Source organism: Novacetimonas maltaceti, from assembly GCF_002906255.1.
Taxonomy (GTDB): domain Bacteria; phylum Pseudomonadota; class Alphaproteobacteria; order Acetobacterales; family Acetobacteraceae; genus Novacetimonas; species Novacetimonas maltaceti.
This window is the reverse complement of sequence record NZ_POTC01000020.1, coordinates 19,460-38,037: the sequence shown is the minus strand read 5'-3', so window position 1 is coordinate 38,037 and position 18,578 is coordinate 19,460. Positions and strand designations below refer to the sequence as shown.

14 protein-coding genes are annotated in these 18,578 nt (G+C 62.5%); 5 read left to right on the top strand and 9 right to left on the bottom strand.

Annotated elements, in window-relative coordinates:
- Positions 1-209 precede the first annotated feature (209 nt).
- Entirely contained in the window at positions 210-2,873 is a 2,664-nt protein-coding gene (locus tag KMAL_RS08770) for a TonB-dependent siderophore receptor (RefSeq protein WP_167400140.1), read from the top strand.
- Between the two features lie 190 nt (positions 2,874-3,063).
- Here the strand turns inward: KMAL_RS08770 and KMAL_RS08765 are convergent, their stop codons facing one another.
- Both KMAL_RS08765 and KMAL_RS08760 read right to left on the bottom strand, forming a co-directional pair.
- Positions 3,064-4,059 (bottom strand): FecR family protein, encoded by a 996-nt coding sequence (locus tag KMAL_RS08765; RefSeq protein ID WP_110095331.1) that lies wholly within the window; start codon positions 4,057-4,059, stop codon positions 3,064-3,066.
- Positions 4,060-4,173: 114 nt separating this feature from the next.
- Complete coding sequence (locus tag KMAL_RS08760; protein ID WP_239020038.1) at positions 4,174-4,695, bottom strand: RNA polymerase sigma factor; 522 nt, start codon at positions 4,693-4,695, stop codon at positions 4,174-4,176.
- A 245-nt stretch (positions 4,696-4,940) separates the two neighbouring features.
- Here KMAL_RS08760 and tmpT point away from each other — a divergent pair, with 245 nt between their 5' ends.
- The gene (gene tmpT / locus KMAL_RS08755) at positions 4,941-5,627 is read left to right on the top strand and encodes a thiopurine S-methyltransferase (protein ID WP_239020037.1); all 687 of its coding nucleotides are present in this window, start codon (positions 4,941-4,943) and stop codon (positions 5,625-5,627) included.
- Here tmpT and KMAL_RS08750 read toward each other — a convergent pair.
- Positions 5,609-7,813 carry a penicillin acylase family protein gene (locus tag KMAL_RS08750; RefSeq protein WP_110095329.1) on the bottom strand — a complete coding sequence of 735 codons (2,205 nt, stop codon included), beginning with the start codon at positions 7,811-7,813 and terminating at the stop codon, positions 5,609-5,611. The genes tmpT and KMAL_RS08750 overlap by 19 nt on opposite strands.
- A gap of 66 nt (positions 7,814-7,879) precedes the next feature.
- Here KMAL_RS08750 and KMAL_RS08745 point away from each other — a divergent pair, with 66 nt between their 5' ends.
- On the top strand, positions 7,880-9,148 hold the full coding sequence (locus KMAL_RS08745; RefSeq protein ID WP_239020036.1) for a metal-dependent hydrolase family protein: 1,269 nt from the start codon (positions 7,880-7,882) through the stop codon (positions 9,146-9,148).
- Between the two features lie 31 nt (positions 9,149-9,179).
- On the opposite strand, the gene KMAL_RS17240 is transcribed toward KMAL_RS08745, so the two are convergent.
- A complete protein-coding gene (locus tag KMAL_RS17240) occupies positions 9,180-9,329 on the bottom strand; it encodes a hypothetical protein (protein WP_167400139.1) in 150 nt (49 codons plus the stop codon).
- Here KMAL_RS17240 and KMAL_RS08740 point away from each other — a divergent pair.
- Positions 9,328-10,422, top strand: coding sequence for a glycosyltransferase (locus KMAL_RS08740; protein WP_110095328.1), 1,095 nt, complete (start codon positions 9,328-9,330; stop codon positions 10,420-10,422). The two genes, KMAL_RS17240 and KMAL_RS08740, sit on opposite strands and share 2 nt — an antisense overlap.
- On the opposite strand, the gene KMAL_RS08735 is transcribed toward KMAL_RS08740, so the two are convergent.
- From KMAL_RS08735 to KMAL_RS08720, 4 genes are all read right to left on the bottom strand, one after another.
- The gene (locus KMAL_RS08735) at positions 10,399-11,034 is read right to left on the bottom strand and encodes a class I SAM-dependent methyltransferase (protein WP_110095327.1); all 636 of its coding nucleotides are present in this window, start codon (positions 11,032-11,034) and stop codon (positions 10,399-10,401) included. The genes KMAL_RS08740 and KMAL_RS08735 overlap by 24 nt on opposite strands.
- The gene (locus tag KMAL_RS08730) at positions 11,031-11,759 is read right to left on the bottom strand and encodes a PIG-L deacetylase family protein (protein ID WP_110095326.1); all 729 of its coding nucleotides are present in this window, start codon (positions 11,757-11,759) and stop codon (positions 11,031-11,033) included. The genes KMAL_RS08735 and KMAL_RS08730 overlap by 4 nt, the downstream gene beginning before the upstream one ends.
- Positions 11,756-12,865 (bottom strand): acyl-CoA dehydrogenase family protein, encoded by a 1,110-nt coding sequence (locus KMAL_RS08725; RefSeq protein WP_110095325.1) that lies wholly within the window; start codon positions 12,863-12,865, stop codon positions 11,756-11,758. The genes KMAL_RS08730 and KMAL_RS08725 overlap by 4 nt, the downstream gene beginning before the upstream one ends.
- Before the next feature lie 332 nt (positions 12,866-13,197).
- Complete coding sequence (locus KMAL_RS08720) at positions 13,198-15,678, bottom strand: TonB-dependent receptor plug domain-containing protein (protein ID WP_180999778.1); 2,481 nt, start codon at positions 15,676-15,678, stop codon at positions 13,198-13,200.
- A 372-nt stretch (positions 15,679-16,050) separates the two neighbouring features.
- Between KMAL_RS08720 and KMAL_RS08715 the strand changes: the two genes are divergently transcribed.
- Positions 16,051-16,989, top strand: a complete 939-nt coding sequence (locus tag KMAL_RS08715) for a LysR substrate-binding domain-containing protein (protein ID WP_167400138.1) — start codon at positions 16,051-16,053, stop codon at positions 16,987-16,989.
- Between the two features lie 4 nt (positions 16,990-16,993).
- Here KMAL_RS08715 and KMAL_RS08710 read toward each other — a convergent pair whose 3' ends face one another.
- Complete coding sequence (locus KMAL_RS08710) at positions 16,994-18,496, bottom strand: aspartate ammonia-lyase (protein WP_110095323.1); 1,503 nt, start codon at positions 18,494-18,496, stop codon at positions 16,994-16,996.
- Positions 18,497-18,578 lie beyond the last annotated feature (82 nt).

The window sequence follows — 18,578 nt, the reverse complement described above, 5'->3', positions numbered from 1 at the left end:
CGATGCCGCCCCCTCCCCTTCCCCGTCACTGTGACGCCCGGACCACAGCACCCCCGACGCCTCATAAAAAAGACAACAGGGGAAAATCGATTGGAAAAAATCCCGCCGCAACGTCAACCGGGATAGAGGGATACGAATGCAATTCATTCTCAACTTATGGGTTGAGGCGAAGCACAGGTCCCACAACAGACACGATGGAGAACCACAGGGTGACGTCAGGGACCGAACGCCGCGCGCACGCTCGGCACATATGCAACACCGGAGTTCTGGCTGACGGGGCCGATGACCGGCACGCGTCCGGCCCGTCGCAGGGCACGGTCCCGCAAGGGGACACATACCCCCTGATCCGGTTCCACCAGCCTGCGCGCAGGAACCTGCCGCACGGTGTTCACGATACATCCGCCTGCGCCTCCCACCGCCCGTTGCGTCCGTCCCGCGCGCCCTTCGTCCTGACCGGCACGGCCCTGATTGCACTCGCACTGTCCGATCCCGCCCGCGCGCAATCGACAGCGGCCACCGTCACGCGAAATGCCGCCCAGGCGACCCATACTTATGATATCCCGGCACAGTCCCTTGTTTCCGCCCTGCTGGGTTTTGGAAAACAATCCGGCCTTGCGGTGACCGCACCGGGCGAACTCCTGCGTGGGAAAACGACCGCCGGCCTGCACGGACAGTTTACCTCCAGCGACGCACTCGCCCGCCTGCTGCAGGGCAGTGGACTGTCATATCAGCCTGTGGGAGAAAAGGCTTTCCAGATCATTCCCGCTCCCGGTGCCGCCAGCATCACCCTTGGCCCCGTGCGCGTGGGGGGCACCGTCGCCGCGACACCCGCGTCCGACCCGCAGGCCCCCTATGGTCCCGGCGAAGGTTTTTTTGTCGCGCGCTCGACCGCCGGCACCAAGACCGATACGCCGATCGTCAAGACGCCGCAGTCGATCTATGTCATCAACCGCCAGCAGATGGACGATCTCCAGCCACTGACGATCGACGAAGCCCTGCGCTATGCCCCCGGTATTTCCGACCCGGTTGATGGTGGCGGCACGCCATGGGCGAACACGCACGATATTTACCAGCGCGGTTTCCAGTCGGATACCTTTGTCGATGGCCTGATGACCGGCGTCGACCCGTCCATCGCCGAACCCTTCATGATGGACCGTATCGAGGCGCTCAGCGGACCGGCCTCGGTCATGTATGGCTCGGCCGCGCCGGGCGGCATCATCAATGTCGGCCTGAAGCGACCGACCGAAAAGGCGCAGCATCAGGTCAATATAGGTTTCGGCAGTTACGGACGTTACCAGGGACAGTTCGACAGCAGCGGGCCGATGACCAAACAGGGCAATCTTCTCTACCGTATCGTCGCCATGGGCGACACGCAGGACGATCAGGTCAGGTATAACAAATATAAACGACTGATCGTGCAGCCTGCCATAACATGGAAAATCGACAGCAAGACCGAACTGACATTGATCGGGCAGTATAATTACACGCCGATGATGAACCAGTCCTCCGCCGCGCCGGCATTGGGATCCATCTTTCCAAAACAGTATGTGAGATACTCCCCCAGCCTCAATGCCGGGGACCCGGGCTTCGATACCTCACGCGATACAAGTTATATGTTCGAATACATATTTTCGCATAAGTTCAACAAACATCTGCAATTCAGCCAGAATTTCCGCTACGAGCACGATGACTGGTATTTCACCGACCTTTTCAGCGATGGACTGGTCAACGGAACGTCGGAGATGGAACGTTACGCCATGGCCTATGCCAACCATGGCTATTCCGTACTGCTGGACACCCATCTGCAAGGCGATTTTTCAACCGGCCCCGTCAAGCATACGGTACTGGTGGGCGTCGATTACCGCCTGCAGCGGGCGTGGGGCAAATGGATGTTCGATTTTTCCGCGCCAAGCCTGAACCTGCTGGCGCCGGTCTATTACCAGTACAACATGAAAAACCTGATGGCCGCATCAGGCGGGAAATGGGGATCGGAAGACGACTACCTGAATCAGAACGGCATCTATTTTCAGGAACAGCTTCAGTGGAAGGGGCTTAACGTCATGCTGGCGGGGCGCGAGGACTGGGACAACTGGTACAATAAGTTCCAGCGCGCCTTCACCTGGCATGCCGGGGCATCCTACCAGTTCGGTTTCGGCCTTGCTCCCTATTTCAGCTACGCCACGTCGTTCAACCCGCAATCGGGCAACATCTACGGCGCGGGGCAGGCAGCGCCTCTGGTCGGGAAGCAGTGGGAGGTCGGGCTGAAATACCAGCCCCCCGGTTCGAAAATGCTCTTTACCGCCGCCGCCTATGACCTGCGCGAGGACAATGTGCTGGTCAATGATCCGTATCACCAGAATTTCTCGCTCCAGATCGGGCAGGTCCGCGTCCGTGGCGTCGATCTTTCCGCGAACGTGAATATCGCCGAAGGTCTTAATCTGAGCGCCACCTACAGCTATATGTATCCCGAAAATTCGCGCTCCAACCTGACGAGCAAGAACCTGGCGGGAAATCTGGTCTCCACGCAGGGGAAATCACCGACGGAACTGCCACGCAACACGGTCAGCCTGCTGGTGGATTACAAATTCCCCCGGGGTATCCTGCAGGGTCTCTCCTTCAACGCGGGCATGCGTTACGTCGGCTTCACGCAGGGGGACATGGCCAATTCCTTTCATGTTCCCGGCTACACAGTGTTTGACGGCGGTGCTGATTACGATTTCGGCAAGCTGAGCAGCACCCTCAAGGGCGTCAATTTCCGTGTGAGCCTCGTGAACGCCTTTAACAAGGAATATGTCGTCGAATGCACCTCCGGCACCAGTTGCGGATGGGGGCAGCTTCGGCGCGTCTTCGGCACGATCGGCTATCGCTGGTAAGGTTTTCCCCACACCACGCCCCCCCCCTGCAACAGGCGCACGGTCATGGCTGGCGGCCGGCCCGGGACCGGATGTTGCAGGGGCATCCGGCCATCACTGCTGTCCGCCAGACCTTCCACGGATCGCGCCCCTGTTCCGCATGGCGCAGGAGACAATGCGGAGAACCTGCAGGGAGCCGGGAGTGCTGCAGTCAATAGATCGCGGCAAACCACGGGCCGATCCGGCGGACATGCGCCTGACGCGCGCGGGCGATGACCTCCAGCGTGGCGGAAGGATCGGCAAGGCTGTAAACGCCGGAAACAGGCTGTGCCGCAAGGCGGGACGAGACGACGACCTTCCCCGGCAGCCACGGGCGAAGCCGGGCGATGACCTCGCCCATCGGTTCATCGTTCGCCACCAACACCCCGTCCGCCCATGCGCCAACCTGTTCGGGCGGTCCGTTGCGCGTGCCCCAGACCGCCGGGTTCGCGGCCAGTGCCTGCCCCTCCCCCAGTTCCTGCCCGGTGCCCGGCAGGGCCCCGCCATGGACGCGGACCCGGCCGGACTGCACGGCGACGACAACACCCTCCCCGTCACGGCGCACGTCAAACACGGTGCCGATGTCTTCCGTCCGGAACGCGCCTGTTTTCACCACGAATGGATGGCGTTCATCATGCGTGACGGAAAATAATGCCTCCCCCCTGAGCAGGATGATATGGCGCTGATCGCCATCGAAGGCCATCGCACTCGACGGGCCGAGCGTCATGGTGCTGCCATCGGCCAGCGGAACGGCGATATGCTGCCCCGTGCCCGTGATCCGGTCGGCACGCAGGCGCAACGCCACATCCGGTGCAACGAACATCAGGGCAAGACAGGCCGCCAGTCCCGTAACACCAGCCATGGCCCAGCGCCGCGGCCGCCCCCCATGTGCACGCTGCCGGATGGGAAGCGTGCGGATAGCCGGGGTGGAAGAAACATCCTCAGCCCCCCGCCGCCGTTCGCGGGCCGCGCCGGGGCGCAGTTGCGCCACGACCTCCATGGTCTTTTCAGTACGCAGCCAGGCTTCCTCATGCAGGGGCGAGGCCGCACGCCAGTCGTGGAATCGTTGCCGGGTCACGGGATCGTCCGACTGCTCCTGAAGCAGGATCAGCCAGTCCGTCGCGTCTTTCAGGGCGCGCTCACGGATCGGATCAGATTGCGTCGCCATTACGGTCCCTTGAGATCAATCCACGAAACATACATCCGCACGGCGGCATGTGATGTTCTTCCATTGTCTTTGACGGAAACCGGGATATTTTTTCCAGACCGGGAGGCCATTTTCTTACGGCCATTCGACATGCCGCCGACAGCGATCCACTGCCTCCGACACCAGCACGTGCGCCATCGAGACCGAGATATGCAGATGGGCTGCGATCTCACGCAGCCTGTAGCCATCAAAGCGGTGCATCTCAAAGGCGACGCGCATCTGTTCAGGCATTTCCGCCATGACCTTCCTGACGGCTTCGACCGCGTGCCTGTCACGCATGGCCAGATCCGGCGGCGCCCTGCCGTCCGTCGCAGCTTCGGCAGCCGTCTCGAACGGGCCGGGATCGAGCACCCCTTTTTCGCGGATTTTCTGGCGGAGATGGTCAATCGCGAGATTGCGCACGATGCTGTAGAGATAGCGCAGGGGATCGCTCGGCCGCGCGTCCGCGACAATCCGGGCAAAGCGCAGCCATGCTTCCTGCACGATGTCCTCTGCCTGGGCGCGATCACGGACGAGACCGCTGGCGTATTTCAGCAATGCGCGTTGATGCGTGGCATACAGGGCCGCAACCGAGCCCGTCTGTTTCAAAACATCCACTGTTTCCGCGCCCTGACCATTCTGCGCACGATGTCACCTTGGGGTAACAAATTGCAATTTATTCTTAATATCATTTTTAGCCGGTTTGCAACCGTCCGGCAAGCACGGGACTGCGGTGTTTTCCATCCGTGGCCATGGGCACTTCTGCCACCCCGACGCCATACCGACAGAAGGATGTACTGCCCGTGCCGCTCTGGCGTTCTCAATCCCGTGACTGCCATGCCCGCGCCGTATAGAATGTGCGCATGAAAGAAAAAATCGTGGATGATGCCTTCTGGCATGAGAAGTGGCAGCGTAATGAAATCGGTTTTCATGAACCGCAGCCCAATGCGTTCCTCCTGCGCAATTTCGCGCAGATGCACCTTCCGGCCAGTGGGCGCATCTTCGTGCCCCTGTGCGGAAAAACCCTTGATATCCACTGGCTGCTGTCACAGGGCCATCAGGTCTGCGGTATTGAACTGAGCCCGATTGCGGTCGGGCAGCTGTTTGCCGCACTCGGCCTGTCGCCGCGCGTCACGGCGACAGGCACGCTTCAGCGTTTCGAGGCCGGGAAACTGTGCATCTTTGTCGGCAACGTCTTTGACCTGACCCGCCATGACCTTGGTCATGTCGATACAGTTTACGACCGTGCGGCCCTGATCGCGCTGCCTGCCGCTGCAAGGTCACGTTACGCCACGCACCTGGTTTCCATCACAAACGCGGCCCCCCAGTTGCTGGTCTGTGTGGAATATGACCAGTCATGCCGGGCAGGGCCGCCATTCAGCGTGGACGAGGCCGAGGTCCGGCAGCATTATGGGCGACAATTCATGCTGACCCGCATGGAAAGGCACGACATTCCCGGCGGCCTGAAAGGGGCCTGCCCGGCTGCGGAAACCGTCTGGAAACTTGTCCCCCTTGATGGGAACGCATCCCCTCAATCGCCGGGCGCGTAACGCCGCTCCACATGGCCCAGCAACTGTTCGGGGTAGAAATAGACTTCGCGCAGGTTCCCGTCGCTATATCGCTGGGCCTGGTCGGTGAAATGCCGGGAGGCCGGATCGCTGCTTTCCCCCCCGGTGGAGACCGCCCAGGCACGGAGTTTCCTGCCGAATTCCACCACGGCGACAAAGCTGTTGCCGCTTGTGCCGTAATAGCGTTTCGTCCCCGGATGGCGTTTCGCCCCGAAGGAGGCGAGCGATCCCCATATGGCGGACGTGAACGGGACGGGAATGCTTGGCTTCGCATCACTGAAGGACTGTGTCAGGTCGCCATTGATGCGCTGGAACCGGTTGATCGTGCCCCATGGCACCTGCCATCTGCCGAAATCATGTACCAGACGGTTTACCGCATCCTCCAGCCGGTCCAGACGTTCCCCGTCACTGACCCGCGTGCTCAGGTAATCATAGAGCGATCCACCCTCCGCCTTCGCCAGCGGACGCACCCGTTCCAGCAGTCCATCCCCCCAGAACACCGCCAGTGATGTCGCCGTGGACTGCGCCGACCACCGGTCATCCCAGTTCCGCAGCAATGCCACCGGCCCCGCCAGCCGCGCTTTCTGCCGCGACCCGGCAGGCAGCCGTTCCCATGCGGAGACGAGTTGCGGCACCAGCACGCCAAATTCCGGCAGCCACGGGTCATAGGCCGCAGCCATCAGGGAGCGCGCGGTGAAATCCCGTCCCTCGCTCAGGAGGCGTGCTGCATGGATGCCGCGCGGGTTTTCGCCCACCATGTCCATGTAACGTGGAAAGGCCTCCCGCCTCGGGCTGTCGGGGCCAGAGGCGGACCAGGGCCAGTCGTTGGTGTTCATCACCCACCCGCTTGACGGATTGACCACCTGTGGCAGTTCCGACAGCGCATGCAGTCCGTGCCAGTCGGTTGCCGGGTCGCTGCCATCGACGGGATGGCGGTAATCGAAACGGTCATCGCGACGCGGCACGAACTGGGGATGCAGGTAGGCGATCTCCCCCTTGCGGTCGGCGAAGATGGTATTGTTCGACGAATTGGCCTGCAGTGCTGAGACTTTCAGGAAATGCGCGTAATCCTTCGCCTTGGTGCGCAGAAAGGACTGCTCCAGCGCGGGGATGGGTTTCCACATCAGGGCAGTGCTGACCCATTTCTCCCCGTCCGCCCGGACGATCGGTCCATGGCGGGTCGCATTGATGCTGAATTCGCGCTCGGCCAGTGTCCCTGATGGCGTGCGCACCCGCAACGTGACCCTGCGGGTCTCGACCGGGACATCCTTTCCCCCATAACGGTAGCAGGTCTGGTTTCCGCAGCGGGAGACCGTCTCGGTAAACTCATCGACCACATCGACGCCGCTTGACGTATGCATCCACCCGGCATGCGGGTTGAACCCCTGGTAGATGAAGAACTGTCCCCATGTGACCGCGCCATAGGCATCAAGCCCCTGGTCACTGGTCATCTGCAGTTCGGAGCGGAAAAAGAAGCTGGTATGCGGGTTGATCAGCAGCAGCGCATGACCATCGGCCGTACGGGACGGCGCAATCGCGATCCCGTTGGAGCCTTTGGGTTCGCGCGGTTTTGCGCCCCGTTCTTCAGCACTCGGCGCGACAGGGCGTTTTTCATAGAATGCCTGAAGCTGCGTCAGCGAGATGCGTTCCACATCGCCACCGATGCTGCCCTCGGTAAAGCTGAGCGCCATCCATGGCTCGAAATGGGCAATGGCGCGCGGTTTCACCTGCGGATGTGTCCGCAGATACCAGTTGAGGCCATCGGCCCACGCCTCCATCAGGCGCTTCAGCCACCGCGGCGATGCGGCATAATCCACCTGCAGGCGCACCGGATCGACAAACATCCGCATGCGCAGGTCCTGCCACAGCGCGCTTTCGCCCTCCGCCTCCGCAAGGCGACCGAGCGAGACGAGGTAATTCGTCTCCACCCGGTTGAAGTCATCCTCCGCCTGCGCATAGCTCGCGCCGAAAACGGCGTCCGCATCCGTATGCCCGCGCACATGGGCAATGCCCCAGTCATCGCGGGTGATCGTCACCCGGCCGGCCTCATGCCGCAGGCGGGTGGCCTCATCCGGTGGCGCGGCGTGCGCGCACGGACTGATCCCCGCGCACAGGGCCGAGACAAAGAGCATGCGGGAGGTTGCAACACGAAGACGCAGGGCTATCATCGGCAAAAATCTATCCACAGGCGCAACGACATGCAAGACCGACAGACCGCCCGCATGGGAAAGACCATGATGCGTTTGGCAAGATATTTTCTGGGCCTAGCGCTGCTGGGCCTCCTTGCGGTTCCGGCGTGGGCCGATGACCTGCTGATCCGCCCCGCGCGGGTCTTTGACGGGATCGATCCCCGCCCCCACGAAGGCTGGTCGGTTCTGGTCCATGACACGCGCATCGCGGCCGTCGGCCCGGCGCTCGCCGCGCCTGCTGGCGCACATGTGATCGACCTGCCGGGCATGACGCTGATGCCCGGCCTGATCGAGGGACATTCCCACCTGTTCCTCCATCCCTATAACGAGACGAAATGGGACGACCAGGTCCTGCATGAACCGCTGGCGCTGCGCACCGCGCGTGCGACCGTCGCGGCAAAGGCGACGCTGATGGCGGGCTTCACCACGGTCCGCGACCTCGGCACCGAGGGGGCAGGCTATGCCGATGTGGGCCTGAAACAGGCCATCGAGCAGGGCATCATCCCCGGCCCGCGCATGCTGGTGGCGACGCGCGCGCTGGTGGCGACCGGTTCCTACGGACCCAAAGGGTTCGAACCCGGCGTCGCCGTTCCGCAGGGCGCGCAGGAGGCCGATGGCCCCGACCTGGTCCGTGCGGCACGCACGCAGATCGCGGCGGGTGCTGATGTGGTCAAGCTGTATGCGGATTACCACTGGGGGCCGGGGGAGCCGAGCCGCCCGACCTTCCTGATGGAGGAAATGCGCGCGGCGGTGGAAGCCGCCCATTCGGCGGGCCGGATCGTCGCCGCCCATGCGCATTCGGCCGAGGGCATGCGCCGTGCCGTCCTGGCGGGGGTTGATACCATCGAACATGGGTCGGAAGGCACGCCGGATGTCTTTCGCCTGATGCACGACCACGGCACGGCGCTGTGCCCCACGCTGTCGGCCATGGAAGCCATCGCCCGCTATCGCGGCTGGAACGGCAAGGAACCGGCCCCGCAGGCCGTCCAGACCAGCCGTGCGAGCTTTGCCGCCGCGCGAAAGGCAGGCGTGACCCTGTGTGTCGGGGGCGATGTCGGCGTTTTCGCCCATGGCACCAACGCCCGGGAGCTTGAGGCCATGGCCGCCGCAGGAATGCCCCCTGCCGCCGTCCTGCAGGCCGCGACATCGGGCAATGCGCGGATCTTCCATATCGACGACCGTCTGGGCGCGATCCGGCCCGGCCTTCTGGCCGATCTGGTCGCGGTCGCGGGGGACCCGACGCGCGATATCAGCACCCTGCATGCCGTGCGTTTTGTTGCCAAGGGGGGCGTTGTCGTGCGCAATGGTGAATGAGGCGCGAAGGATTCCCGGGGGCTGCCTGTTTTCAGGAAGGCAGCGTTCCCTGAAGCTTTTTGAAAAAAGCTTCACCAAAAACCTTTGGATGATTTTTGCGATATTTCTTCTTGTCCTTTGCATCATGAAACCATGGCGGCAGGCCCGGCGTTGACCGATCCCCTTTCAACGGGTGTTCCATGTCGCCTGCCCGTTCCCTTGTCGCCGCCATTCCCGTGCGTAATGAGGCGGAGCGCATCGGCCACTGCCTGCATGCCCTCGCCACGCAGCAGGGTGCCTGCCTGACCCATGCCGTCCTGCTGCTCAACAACTGCACCGACGCCACGGCCGACAGGGTGCGGGACGTTGCCGCGTACCTGCCATTTTCCCTTTCCCTGATCGAACGGACCTATCCATTGCCGATCGCCCATGCGGGCACCGCACGGTGCGAAGCCATGGAAGAGGCCGCAACGGTGGCGGGGCCTGACGGTATCCTGATGACCACCGATGCCGACAGCATGGTCGCGCCGGACTGGCTGGCGCGCAACCTTGCCGCGCTTGATGCCGGGGCCGATGCGGTATGCGGACGCGCCCTGATCGACCCGGCGGATGCCCTGCTGATCCCCGACAGCCTGCATGCCGACGACCGTGCGGAGATGGCCTATGCCACGCTGCTGGACCGTATCCATGACCTGATCGACCCCGATCCGCATGATCCCTGGCCACGTCATACCGAACATTCCGGCGCCAGCATCGCCGTGCGTGTCGGGGCATGGCGGCAGGCAGGCGGCATCCCGCCCCTGCCACTGGGCGAGGACCGCGGCTTCCTTGCGGCGCTACGGCGGATGGATGCGGCCATCCGCCATGCGCCGGACGTCACGGTCCGCGTCTCTGGCCGCACCGTCGGGCGGGCACGCGGCGGCATGGCCGACACGATGGCCCGTCGCGTGATCCGGCAGGACGAGATGCTGGACGATAGCCTTGAGGCCGCCGGGACATGCCTGCTTCGGGCGCAGGCTCGCGCCAGCCTGCGCCGGGTCCGCGCCCTTCCCCAATCGGGCAGGCAGCATCATGAAACTGCCCGGTCCCTGGCCCGGCGACTGGACCTGCCGCTGTCCCGCGTCCTCGAAATGATGCACGCGCGGTTCTTCGGCATGGCGTGGAGCCAGTTGGAAACCGCCAGCCCCCCACTGCAACGCAGGCCCGTCAGACGCGCCGAACTGGACATGCACGCACGACAGGCCGAACAGATCCTGCGCCATCTGCATGTATCACGATCCGCCACCTGCGTGTAACGGTTCAGGCGGCCGCACCGATGTCCTGTCATTGAGCATATCCAGACGATAGCCGGGATAACGCCGGGCATGCACCACCCGCACATCTTCGGAGGCGCACTGCTGCATGAAATGGGCTGCCGCTTCGTCACCATGGCAGGGCGTGTCGGTCGGCCCGGTCCAGTTGACCAGGATGATCGGCGCACCCGGCCGCCGCACGTGCAGGCATTGCATCGCAAGGCGGGCGATATCCCGCGCGGCAAGAAAATACAGCAGTTCCGAAATCACGATCAGATCACACGCATGTGGCGGCAGGGCAGGAAACGCTTCGGGCAGTTGCCCCCTGTAAAACGACACCCCCGGCAATCCGGCGCAGCGACGCCGGGCGCGCCTGATGGCTGTTTCCGCCACGTCCACCGCAAGGACATGCGCACACTGCCGCGCAAGGCGCACCGTCATCACCCCGATGGAACAGCCCAGTTCCAGCGCATGATGGAAATGCCGCCCCTCCAGCAGGGCCAGTGTCTGGCGGTATTTGTCACGTTCGTACGCCCGTGTCCCGAACCCCCACGGGTCGGGGTGATGTGCGTATATCCGCTCGAACACGCCGCGGGACCAGCTTGCCCCCGTCATGGCCTGACAAAGACCTCGAAATCCGTCACCAGCGCCTCCAGCAATGTCCCCGGCAGGCGAAAACCGGTGGGATCATCGGTAATCAGGTCGCCATACTGGCTTTCGTGCATGCTGATGGCACGCGCCTTGGCCGCGCGATAGGGCGCGATGTCCAGACGCATCCCCACGGGCCGTTCATGGTCCACGTCCACCCCTGCCGCCAGCAGCCAGCCCCACACAGGATAGGCCAGCAGCCCGCCCCCGCAGCGCCCCTGCACCGCGACGGCCATCTTCCATGCCGCTTCATGGTCGCAATGCGGATCGCCCCGCCACGGGGCCAGCACCACGCCACACCCATGATCCCTGCATATCTGCGCAATCTGTCGCACGCCCTGCTCAAACACCGGCCCTGCATGCGGCACCGCCGTATCGGGCAGGTCGAGGAAAAACAGCCGTCCCGCCGCAAGGCCAAGGCTGGACACGGCCCGCAGCGCCTCGTGCCGCCGTTGTGCCCGCAGGCGCGGTGCGGGCCATGTAGGGGAACGGGGATGGGAGCCCACGCCATCACTGAGGATCACCACGACCGGCGGACGGCCCGCCGCACAGCACGCGGCAATCAGTCCGCCACAGCCAAGGCTCTCATCATCGGCATGCGGGGCGAGGATCAGGGCCGTGCCCGGCACGATCGCCGATAGCGGGGCCACGGGCAGGCTGCGCAATATCCCATGCAGGACAGCGGCCTTCACGACATGTCCTCCAGCCGGGGCAGGTCGCGATGGGTGAACCATGACGCAGCCTCGCACAGGGTTTCATCCGGCGCAGGCTGGCGCAGGTAGGTCGCAAGGTCACGGGTCAGGCGTTCGACCACATTCGTCCGGGTAAATGCCGACAGCCCAAGGCCACGCTGGACCAGTTCGATTACATCCAGCCCGGCCCGTTCCACCGCGATGCGCGCCAGATTGACGGTGGCCGCGACCTCGCCCGCGTCGTGCCGGTCCTGAATGGCGGCAATCAGCGCGGCTTTCCGCGTCCACAGATACGCGCTTTCCGTGGCAATCAGCGCCATGCCGATGCGCGCCTGCTGGGCCGGGCTGCCCGCCCGGTCACGTTCGGACAACTGCTGGCGCAACAGGGTGGTCAACCGTTCGATCCCGCCCAGCGCCACGGCCATGCCACGCCATGCGCCCGCGCAGAATTCCGGCTGGCGCAGGTAATCCCCCGCCTGCCCGATCATCGCATCTGGCGGCAGGCCCAGCGTGCCGAAATCACACCGCCCCGTCCCTGCCCCACGCATGCCCGCAAGGCCACCGGATATGGATGATACGGTGCACGCGCCCTCCAGCGCGACCAGCAGCATATGCGTCATGCCGCCCCGCGTGCGCGCGGTTGCAAGGGCACGGGTGACATGGTGTGCGCCAGAGGCATAGGCCTTCTCCCCCTGCAGCATGATGCCCCCATCAAGGAATTCCATGCGCAACGGCACGACGCCATCCGTGACCCAGACACCAAACAGGGCCCCGTCATGCACATCCGTTGCGGCACGGGCCAACTGCGCCGCCGTGCCATAGCACGCGATCAGGCGAATGGCGTTGATATGCCCCTCCACGAGACGGCCAAGCGCCATGCTCCCCTGCCCCACCAACCGCAGCAGATGCAGCAACCCGATGCCACCCTGACGCCCGGTGCCAAAGCCCTGTCCCCCCAGTGTTTCAGGCAACGCGGCCGACAGGACACCCAGCTTTCGCAGGCGGGCCATCCCTTCGACCGGGAACGCGGCCTGCGGATCATTGGCGCTCGCCTCCTCCTCCAGATCCGCGCGGCAGGCCGACAGGGCTTCAAGGGAAAATGTCATGGCTGCGCTGCCCTCTCTTGCGGGACACCCCGCGACCAACAGGCAGGAGGAAACATGTCCTTCCTCACCTGCCGGAAGAAACAGCGACCATGTGGATTTGGTTCCCCGCCAAAGGGCAATCAGCATCCGGACAGTCGCCCATGGGAAACAGGACGCACCCTGTCCTGCCGAGGGCGCATGAGGCCCCGAGGGAAACTTCAAAAAAAAGGATGCCGCCCCGTGAAAAGGCGACATCCAAAATCCTTTTTAATTATCATTTATTATCTGAAATCATCATGCAGGGTAATCCGGTTCCCAAAATATCAGGGGAAACCATCCGTGTCCGTCATGCCTCAGAAATCGAGCGATGTCTTGACGTAATACAGTCCGCCATTGAACCCATAGGGGGAATAGGACGCATATTTCGCAAGACCCTGCTGCGAATTGGCAATCGCACTTGAAATACGGGTCGGGTATTTATTGCCAAGGTTATTGGCACCCACCCCGATCGTCCAGCGCGGTATGGGTTTGTAATCAACTTCGAGGTTGGTGATGAATGCCGGGTTCTGTTCAAACGGCACGGCACCAGCACCCGTGGGCGCGGCCATGTAGGTGATCGAACCGTAACGCATTTCCTGAAGGAATACCGACCACTTCTTGTATTGCCAGTTCACGCTGATCTGTTCACGGTTTTTCGGCGCGGAATGCAGCACCATTTCCTTGGTATATTCATTCACCAGATTGTTGCGGGCGGAACGGATCTCGTTATCGGAGAAGTTGATGCCCATGGCAAAGCGGAATTTGCCAAACCTGTTCGTATGCAGGGTGTAGTCGGCGCTGAGGTCCCCACCAAATGTCTGGGTGTTGTAAAGGTTTGCGTAATATGAAAGCGATGTCGCGCTCGAAATGTTGGCGGCCGAGAGGAGATCCTTCAGCACGGTGTCATTCTGGTTGACCGTATAGGACTGCGTGCTGCCCAGACGGTCATTGATCGCAATGTAATACAGGTTGCCGGTAATATGGAAATTATCCACCGGCGTCGCATCCAGCCCGATCGTATAGCTGCGCGAATACTCCCCTTTCATGTTGCCTGCACCAAGGTATTTTGCAATCGCGCTGTTGGCCGGCACCTGGTCCACGGTATAGCCGGGATAGGGGGCGGAGTAGAAATAGGACATCTCGCCCAGCGTCGGCGGGCGATAGCCGGAATTGATATTTGCCCGCAGCGCCCAGCGCTTGTTGAAATTGTAACGCGTGCCCACGGACCCGGTCGCGACAGTGGCAAGGTTATTGTAGCTGTCGACGCGACCGCCCAGCGTCCATTCCCATTTCTTCGTCAGATAGAAATCAAGGTTGATGAAACCTTCATACACGTCACGGTTCTGGTTCGTGACCGCCATGGGCACGTTGCCCGGATGGTCGGTCGCCCCCTGCCCGCCCCATGACGCGGTCTCGCCTTCGGTCATCTGGAACGTGTCGTGACGGTATTCCGCGCCGAATTTCAGGTTGATGTCCCGGGGCAGCAGGCCGGTATGGAACGAACGTGACGCCTTCAGTCCCGCCGTCAGTTCCGAGGAGATCGACTGCCCGTCATAGAAGGATGTCTGCGTCGGGTCATAGACATATTCGCCACCCGACATCGTGGCGTTTTCGGAATCCTTGGTGCCATATTTCTGCTGGTCACGCCCATAGGTGACATAGGCGTCCCACGCGAAACCGAATTTACGGGCGCGGATTCCGTTATCCGTTTCGAAATCGTACTGGTCCATGGTGATGTAGGGCTGGTCACCATTGGGATAAAGCGTCGGGTTGAGCCAGATATCCGAACCCGAATTGGCACGGAATGTTTCCGGCACGTTGGCGCGACGGTGGGAGAAGGTGGATGTGCTGTAGAAACTGAACCCGTGCGCCACGGGAATGGACATGTTTTCGCTCAGGGTCTCAAGCGTGCTCTTGGGCAGGCCGAGCCCACGCTGCACGTCACGGTCCGCTGTGGCGTTGCGGGTGGGATCGGCGAACATGGTGCCATAGAAATCACCGCCACGGGTCGTCGGCAGTTGGTGGGTGACCTGCGCCGCGAGGTCGAGGTAGCCGCCCCTGTTCCCCAGCGCCATGGCATAGTTGGCCGACCCGTCCAGCCCCTGCCCGTCACCCGCGTAATAGCCGCTGTTCTTGAAATTGACGGTGCCCCCATGCGTATCGCGCTTGAGCACGATATTGACCGCGCCCGCGATGGCGTCCTGGCCATACAGCGCCGAAGCCCCTTCGGTGATGACTTCGATATGGTCGATCGCCGTGATGGGAATGAGCGAGATGTCGGCCGGCTCGCTCCCCCAGTTGGTGCCCGCGTTCGAATTGAAGTTGGCGCCGATATGGCGGCGATGGCCATTGACCAGGATCAGCGTATCATCAGGTGACTGCCCGCGCAGCTGCATGGTCTGGACAAACGAACTCGCGCCGCCCCCCGGCAGGGCGGCCGTGGTGATCGCGGGATTGGCCTGCGCCAGGGCGGACAGGACGTTGGTCTGGCCGGTCTTGAGCAGTTCGGCGCCGGTTACGACCGTCACCTGCGTCGTGCTGTGCTGTGCCGTGGCGGGGGAGAAGACGGAATTGGTCGCATGTCCCCCGACATGGATCACTTCCGGCTGCGTGGAGGCACGCACCGACGTGGGCACGACATGGGGAGGCGTGGATGCCTTCTTGTGCGTATCGACCTTGTAATGTTTTCCAGGGGATGAGACAGTTGCCGTCGCGGCGTCTCCCATAGCCGGCACGAACGTACCGAACGCAACCCCAGCCACCAGATATAACTTCCGCTTTGATAGGCGTGCCATCTGAATTCCCCTGCAACTCGACCCGACGTTTCGCAACGAACATGTGCAGGTTTATGATGCGCATCCGTTATGATTTGGCGTCATATGGATTATTGATATGTTGCACAACAGGGCGGATTCTTATTCATCCAGAATGAATTATACTGTTGAAAATAATACATGTTTTGGAAGCTCCCCATTTTTGCTGCCACAACAAGCATCCCGCTGCCTGTCGCGGCCCCGCACGATGCAACGCAATGCAGGCGCGCAGGACCGGACGCGCCAGTGCCCGGACCGGAGCGCACCGACACCAGCAACAGATTGACAATTCCAGAAATATCCTTATTATCAATACAATAAAGCCACACGCCCATAACACTTATGGAGTTCCAGTTGGATATACGACGACTGCAGGCTTTTGTTAAAATCATCGATCTTGGCAGCATTTCCCGTGCGGCTGACCTGCTCAACATCGCCCAGCCCGCATTGAGCCAGCAGTTGGCGACACTTGAAAATGCCTTCCGCCAGAAACTCGTCATCCGCAGCAAGAGCGGCGTGACGCCCACCACGGCCGGGCGGGAACTCTACCGGCATGCCCAGACCCTGACCAAGCAGTTCGACCGGGCCATGGTTGAAATCAGCCGTGGCGCCGGTCCCCTCGTTGGCAAGGTGTCGGTCGGCCTGTCCCCCTACAGCGCGGGCTCCACCCTTTCGGTCAAGCTGCTGCAGCGCGTGCGTGAACACCTGCCCGACATCACGCTGCACCTGACCGAAAGCTTTGATGACATCTACAGCGAACTGATCATGACCGGGCGGCTGGACATGGCGGTCATCCACGGCGCGGGGCCGATCAAGGGCGTCATTTTCACGCCCATGATGAAGGAGGAGTTCTTCCTGCTCGCCCCCGACGGGCTGGCGTTCCCGCAGGATGAAACGGGCGCCGTGCAACTGGCTGATATTGCCGACATTCCCCTGCTGCTGCCGCCCAAGCACAATTTTGTCCGCAAGAGCGTGGACATGGCCTTCATGCGCAGGCAGCTTGAACCGTGCATTGTCGCTGAAATCGAGGCCCTGATCACCCTGCAGGGCGCAATAGAAGAAGGCATCGGCAGCACCATCCTGCCATGGTCCGTCGCCAGCCGGATTGTCGTGCCGGGCAGGTCGCGCATCTATCCGCTGCGCAATCCGGTCATACAGGAAGATGTCTCGCTGTGTGTTCCTGAAATCATTCCGGAAACGGAAGCCTCTGTCGCGGTGCGCGAACTGCTGATCGAACTGGCCCAGGCGATGGCGGCCGCGCAAAGCTGGCCCGGAACCCAGCCTTTCGGCTGATGGATCAGGCCGGCGCACGTCCGACATTGGGGCGGGTCAGCGCATCGGGGGCGAGCAGGGCGTCAAGCTGCCGGGCATCGAGCAGCCCTTCCTCGACAATCAGGTCCGTCACCTTGCGGTTTTCCGACAGCGCACGTTTGGCGATGGCCGAACAGATGTCATATCCCAGCACCGGCACCAGCGCCGTGATGACACCGATATTGACCCCGGAAAGGTACTGGCAGCGCGCCCGGTCCACCGAAATGCCGTTGATGCACCGCGTGGTCAGGGTTTCGACCGCCGCGCGCAATATCCTGATGGACGTGAACAGGCAGTAGCCTATCATCGGCTCGAACGGGTTGAGCTGCAACTGCCCCCCATCCGCACACATGGTAATGGTCAGGTCATGCCCGGCAACCAGATAGGCCACCTGGTTGACGGCCTCCGGGATGACCGGATTGACCTTGCCCGGCATGATGGAAGACCCGGCCTGCACCGCAGGCAGCACGATTTCACCCAGCCCGGTCCTTGGGCCACTCGACAGCAGGCGCAGGTCGCTCGACATCTTGGAGAGTTTCAGCGCCAGGCGCTTGAGCACGCCGGAAAACCCGACAAAGGCCCCCACATCCGATGTCGCCTCGATCAGGTCTGGCGCACTGGTCATGGGCCGTCCCGTCAGGGCGCGCAGTTGCGCCATCACAATGGGGACATAACGCGGATCGGTATTCAGCCCCGTCCCGATGGCCGTCCCCCCCAGATTGACCTGCTCAAAGGCGGTGGCCTGTTCCCTTATGTTTCTGATTTCCGCGGCGACAGCCGTGCAAAAGGCCGCAAATTCCTGCCCCACCGTCATGGGCACGGCATCGCGCAACTGCGTGCGGCCGACCTTCAGGACCGTCCCGAACGCCCGCGCCTTTTCATCGAGCGCCGCATGCAGCCCCTCCAGCGCCGCAACAAGCGGGTCCACCGCCAGCAGCAACCCCAGCCGCAGTGCGGTTGGATAGACATCGTTGGTGGACTGCGCCATGTTGACATGGTCATTGGGATGCAGCACCGAATATGTCCCCGGCCTTTCCCCCAGCACCCCAAGGGCGACGTTGGCAATCACCTCGTTGGCATTCATGTTCGTGGACGTGCCCGCACCGCCCTGCATGGCATCCACGACAAACTGCCGGTGATAGGCCGGATTTTCCAGTATCCGCCGGCATGCGGCATCAATGGCCCCGGCACGCAGCGCGTCCAGGTGGCCCAGCGCAAGGTTGGCCCCTGCCGCCGCCTGCTTGACCCTGACCAGTCCCTGCACCAGTTCCCCGAACGCGCCGACCGTCGTGCCACTGATGGGAAAGTTCTCGACCGCGCGCCATGTATGCACCCCCCACAGGGCACCGGGCGGGAGTGTGACCTCGCCCAGCAGGTCGCGCTCGACACGGCTGCCGGGCGATCCTTCCGCCTGTCGCACGCCATCTGACAACAGGCCCGCAGGCACATGGGAACCAGCATCATGTGCCGGAAGGGGCATATCGGTCATTTCGGTGCCTCCACATCAGGAAGAATGTCACGGGACAGGCACCAGACCGCGCCTGCGGCCTGAACACATCCGCACATTGTCC

Excerpts from the sequence above, each read along its gene's own strand:
- KMAL_RS08765 (WP_110095331.1), bottom strand. The coding sequence starts at position 4,059 with ATGGCGACGCAATCTGATCCGATCCGTGAGCGCGCCCTGAAAGACGCG.
- tmpT (WP_239020037.1), top strand. The coding sequence starts at position 4,941 with ATGAAAGAAAAAATCGTGGATGATGCCTTCTGGCATGAGAAGTGGCAG.
- KMAL_RS08750 (WP_110095329.1), bottom strand. The coding sequence starts at position 7,813 with ATGATAGCCCTGCGTCTTCGTGTTGCAACCTCCCGCATGCTCTTTGTC.
- KMAL_RS08745 (WP_239020036.1), top strand. The coding sequence starts at position 7,880 with ATGATGCGTTTGGCAAGATATTTTCTGGGCCTAGCGCTGCTGGGCCTC.
- KMAL_RS08740 (WP_110095328.1), top strand. The coding sequence starts at position 9,328 with ATGTCGCCTGCCCGTTCCCTTGTCGCCGCCATTCCCGTGCGTAATGAG.
- KMAL_RS17240 (WP_167400139.1), bottom strand. The coding sequence starts at position 9,329 with ATGGAACACCCGTTGAAAGGGGATCGGTCAACGCCGGGCCTGCCGCCA.
- KMAL_RS08735 (WP_110095327.1), bottom strand. The coding sequence starts at position 11,034 with ATGACGGGGGCAAGCTGGTCCCGCGGCGTGTTCGAGCGGATATACGCA.
- KMAL_RS08725 (WP_110095325.1), bottom strand. The coding sequence starts at position 12,865 with ATGACATTTTCCCTTGAAGCCCTGTCGGCCTGCCGCGCGGATCTGGAG.
- KMAL_RS08720 (WP_180999778.1), bottom strand. The coding sequence starts at position 15,678 with ATGGCACGCCTATCAAAGCGGAAGTTATATCTGGTGGCTGGGGTTGCG.
- KMAL_RS08710 (WP_110095323.1), bottom strand. The coding sequence starts at position 18,496 with ATGACCGATATGCCCCTTCCGGCACATGATGCTGGTTCCCATGTGCCT.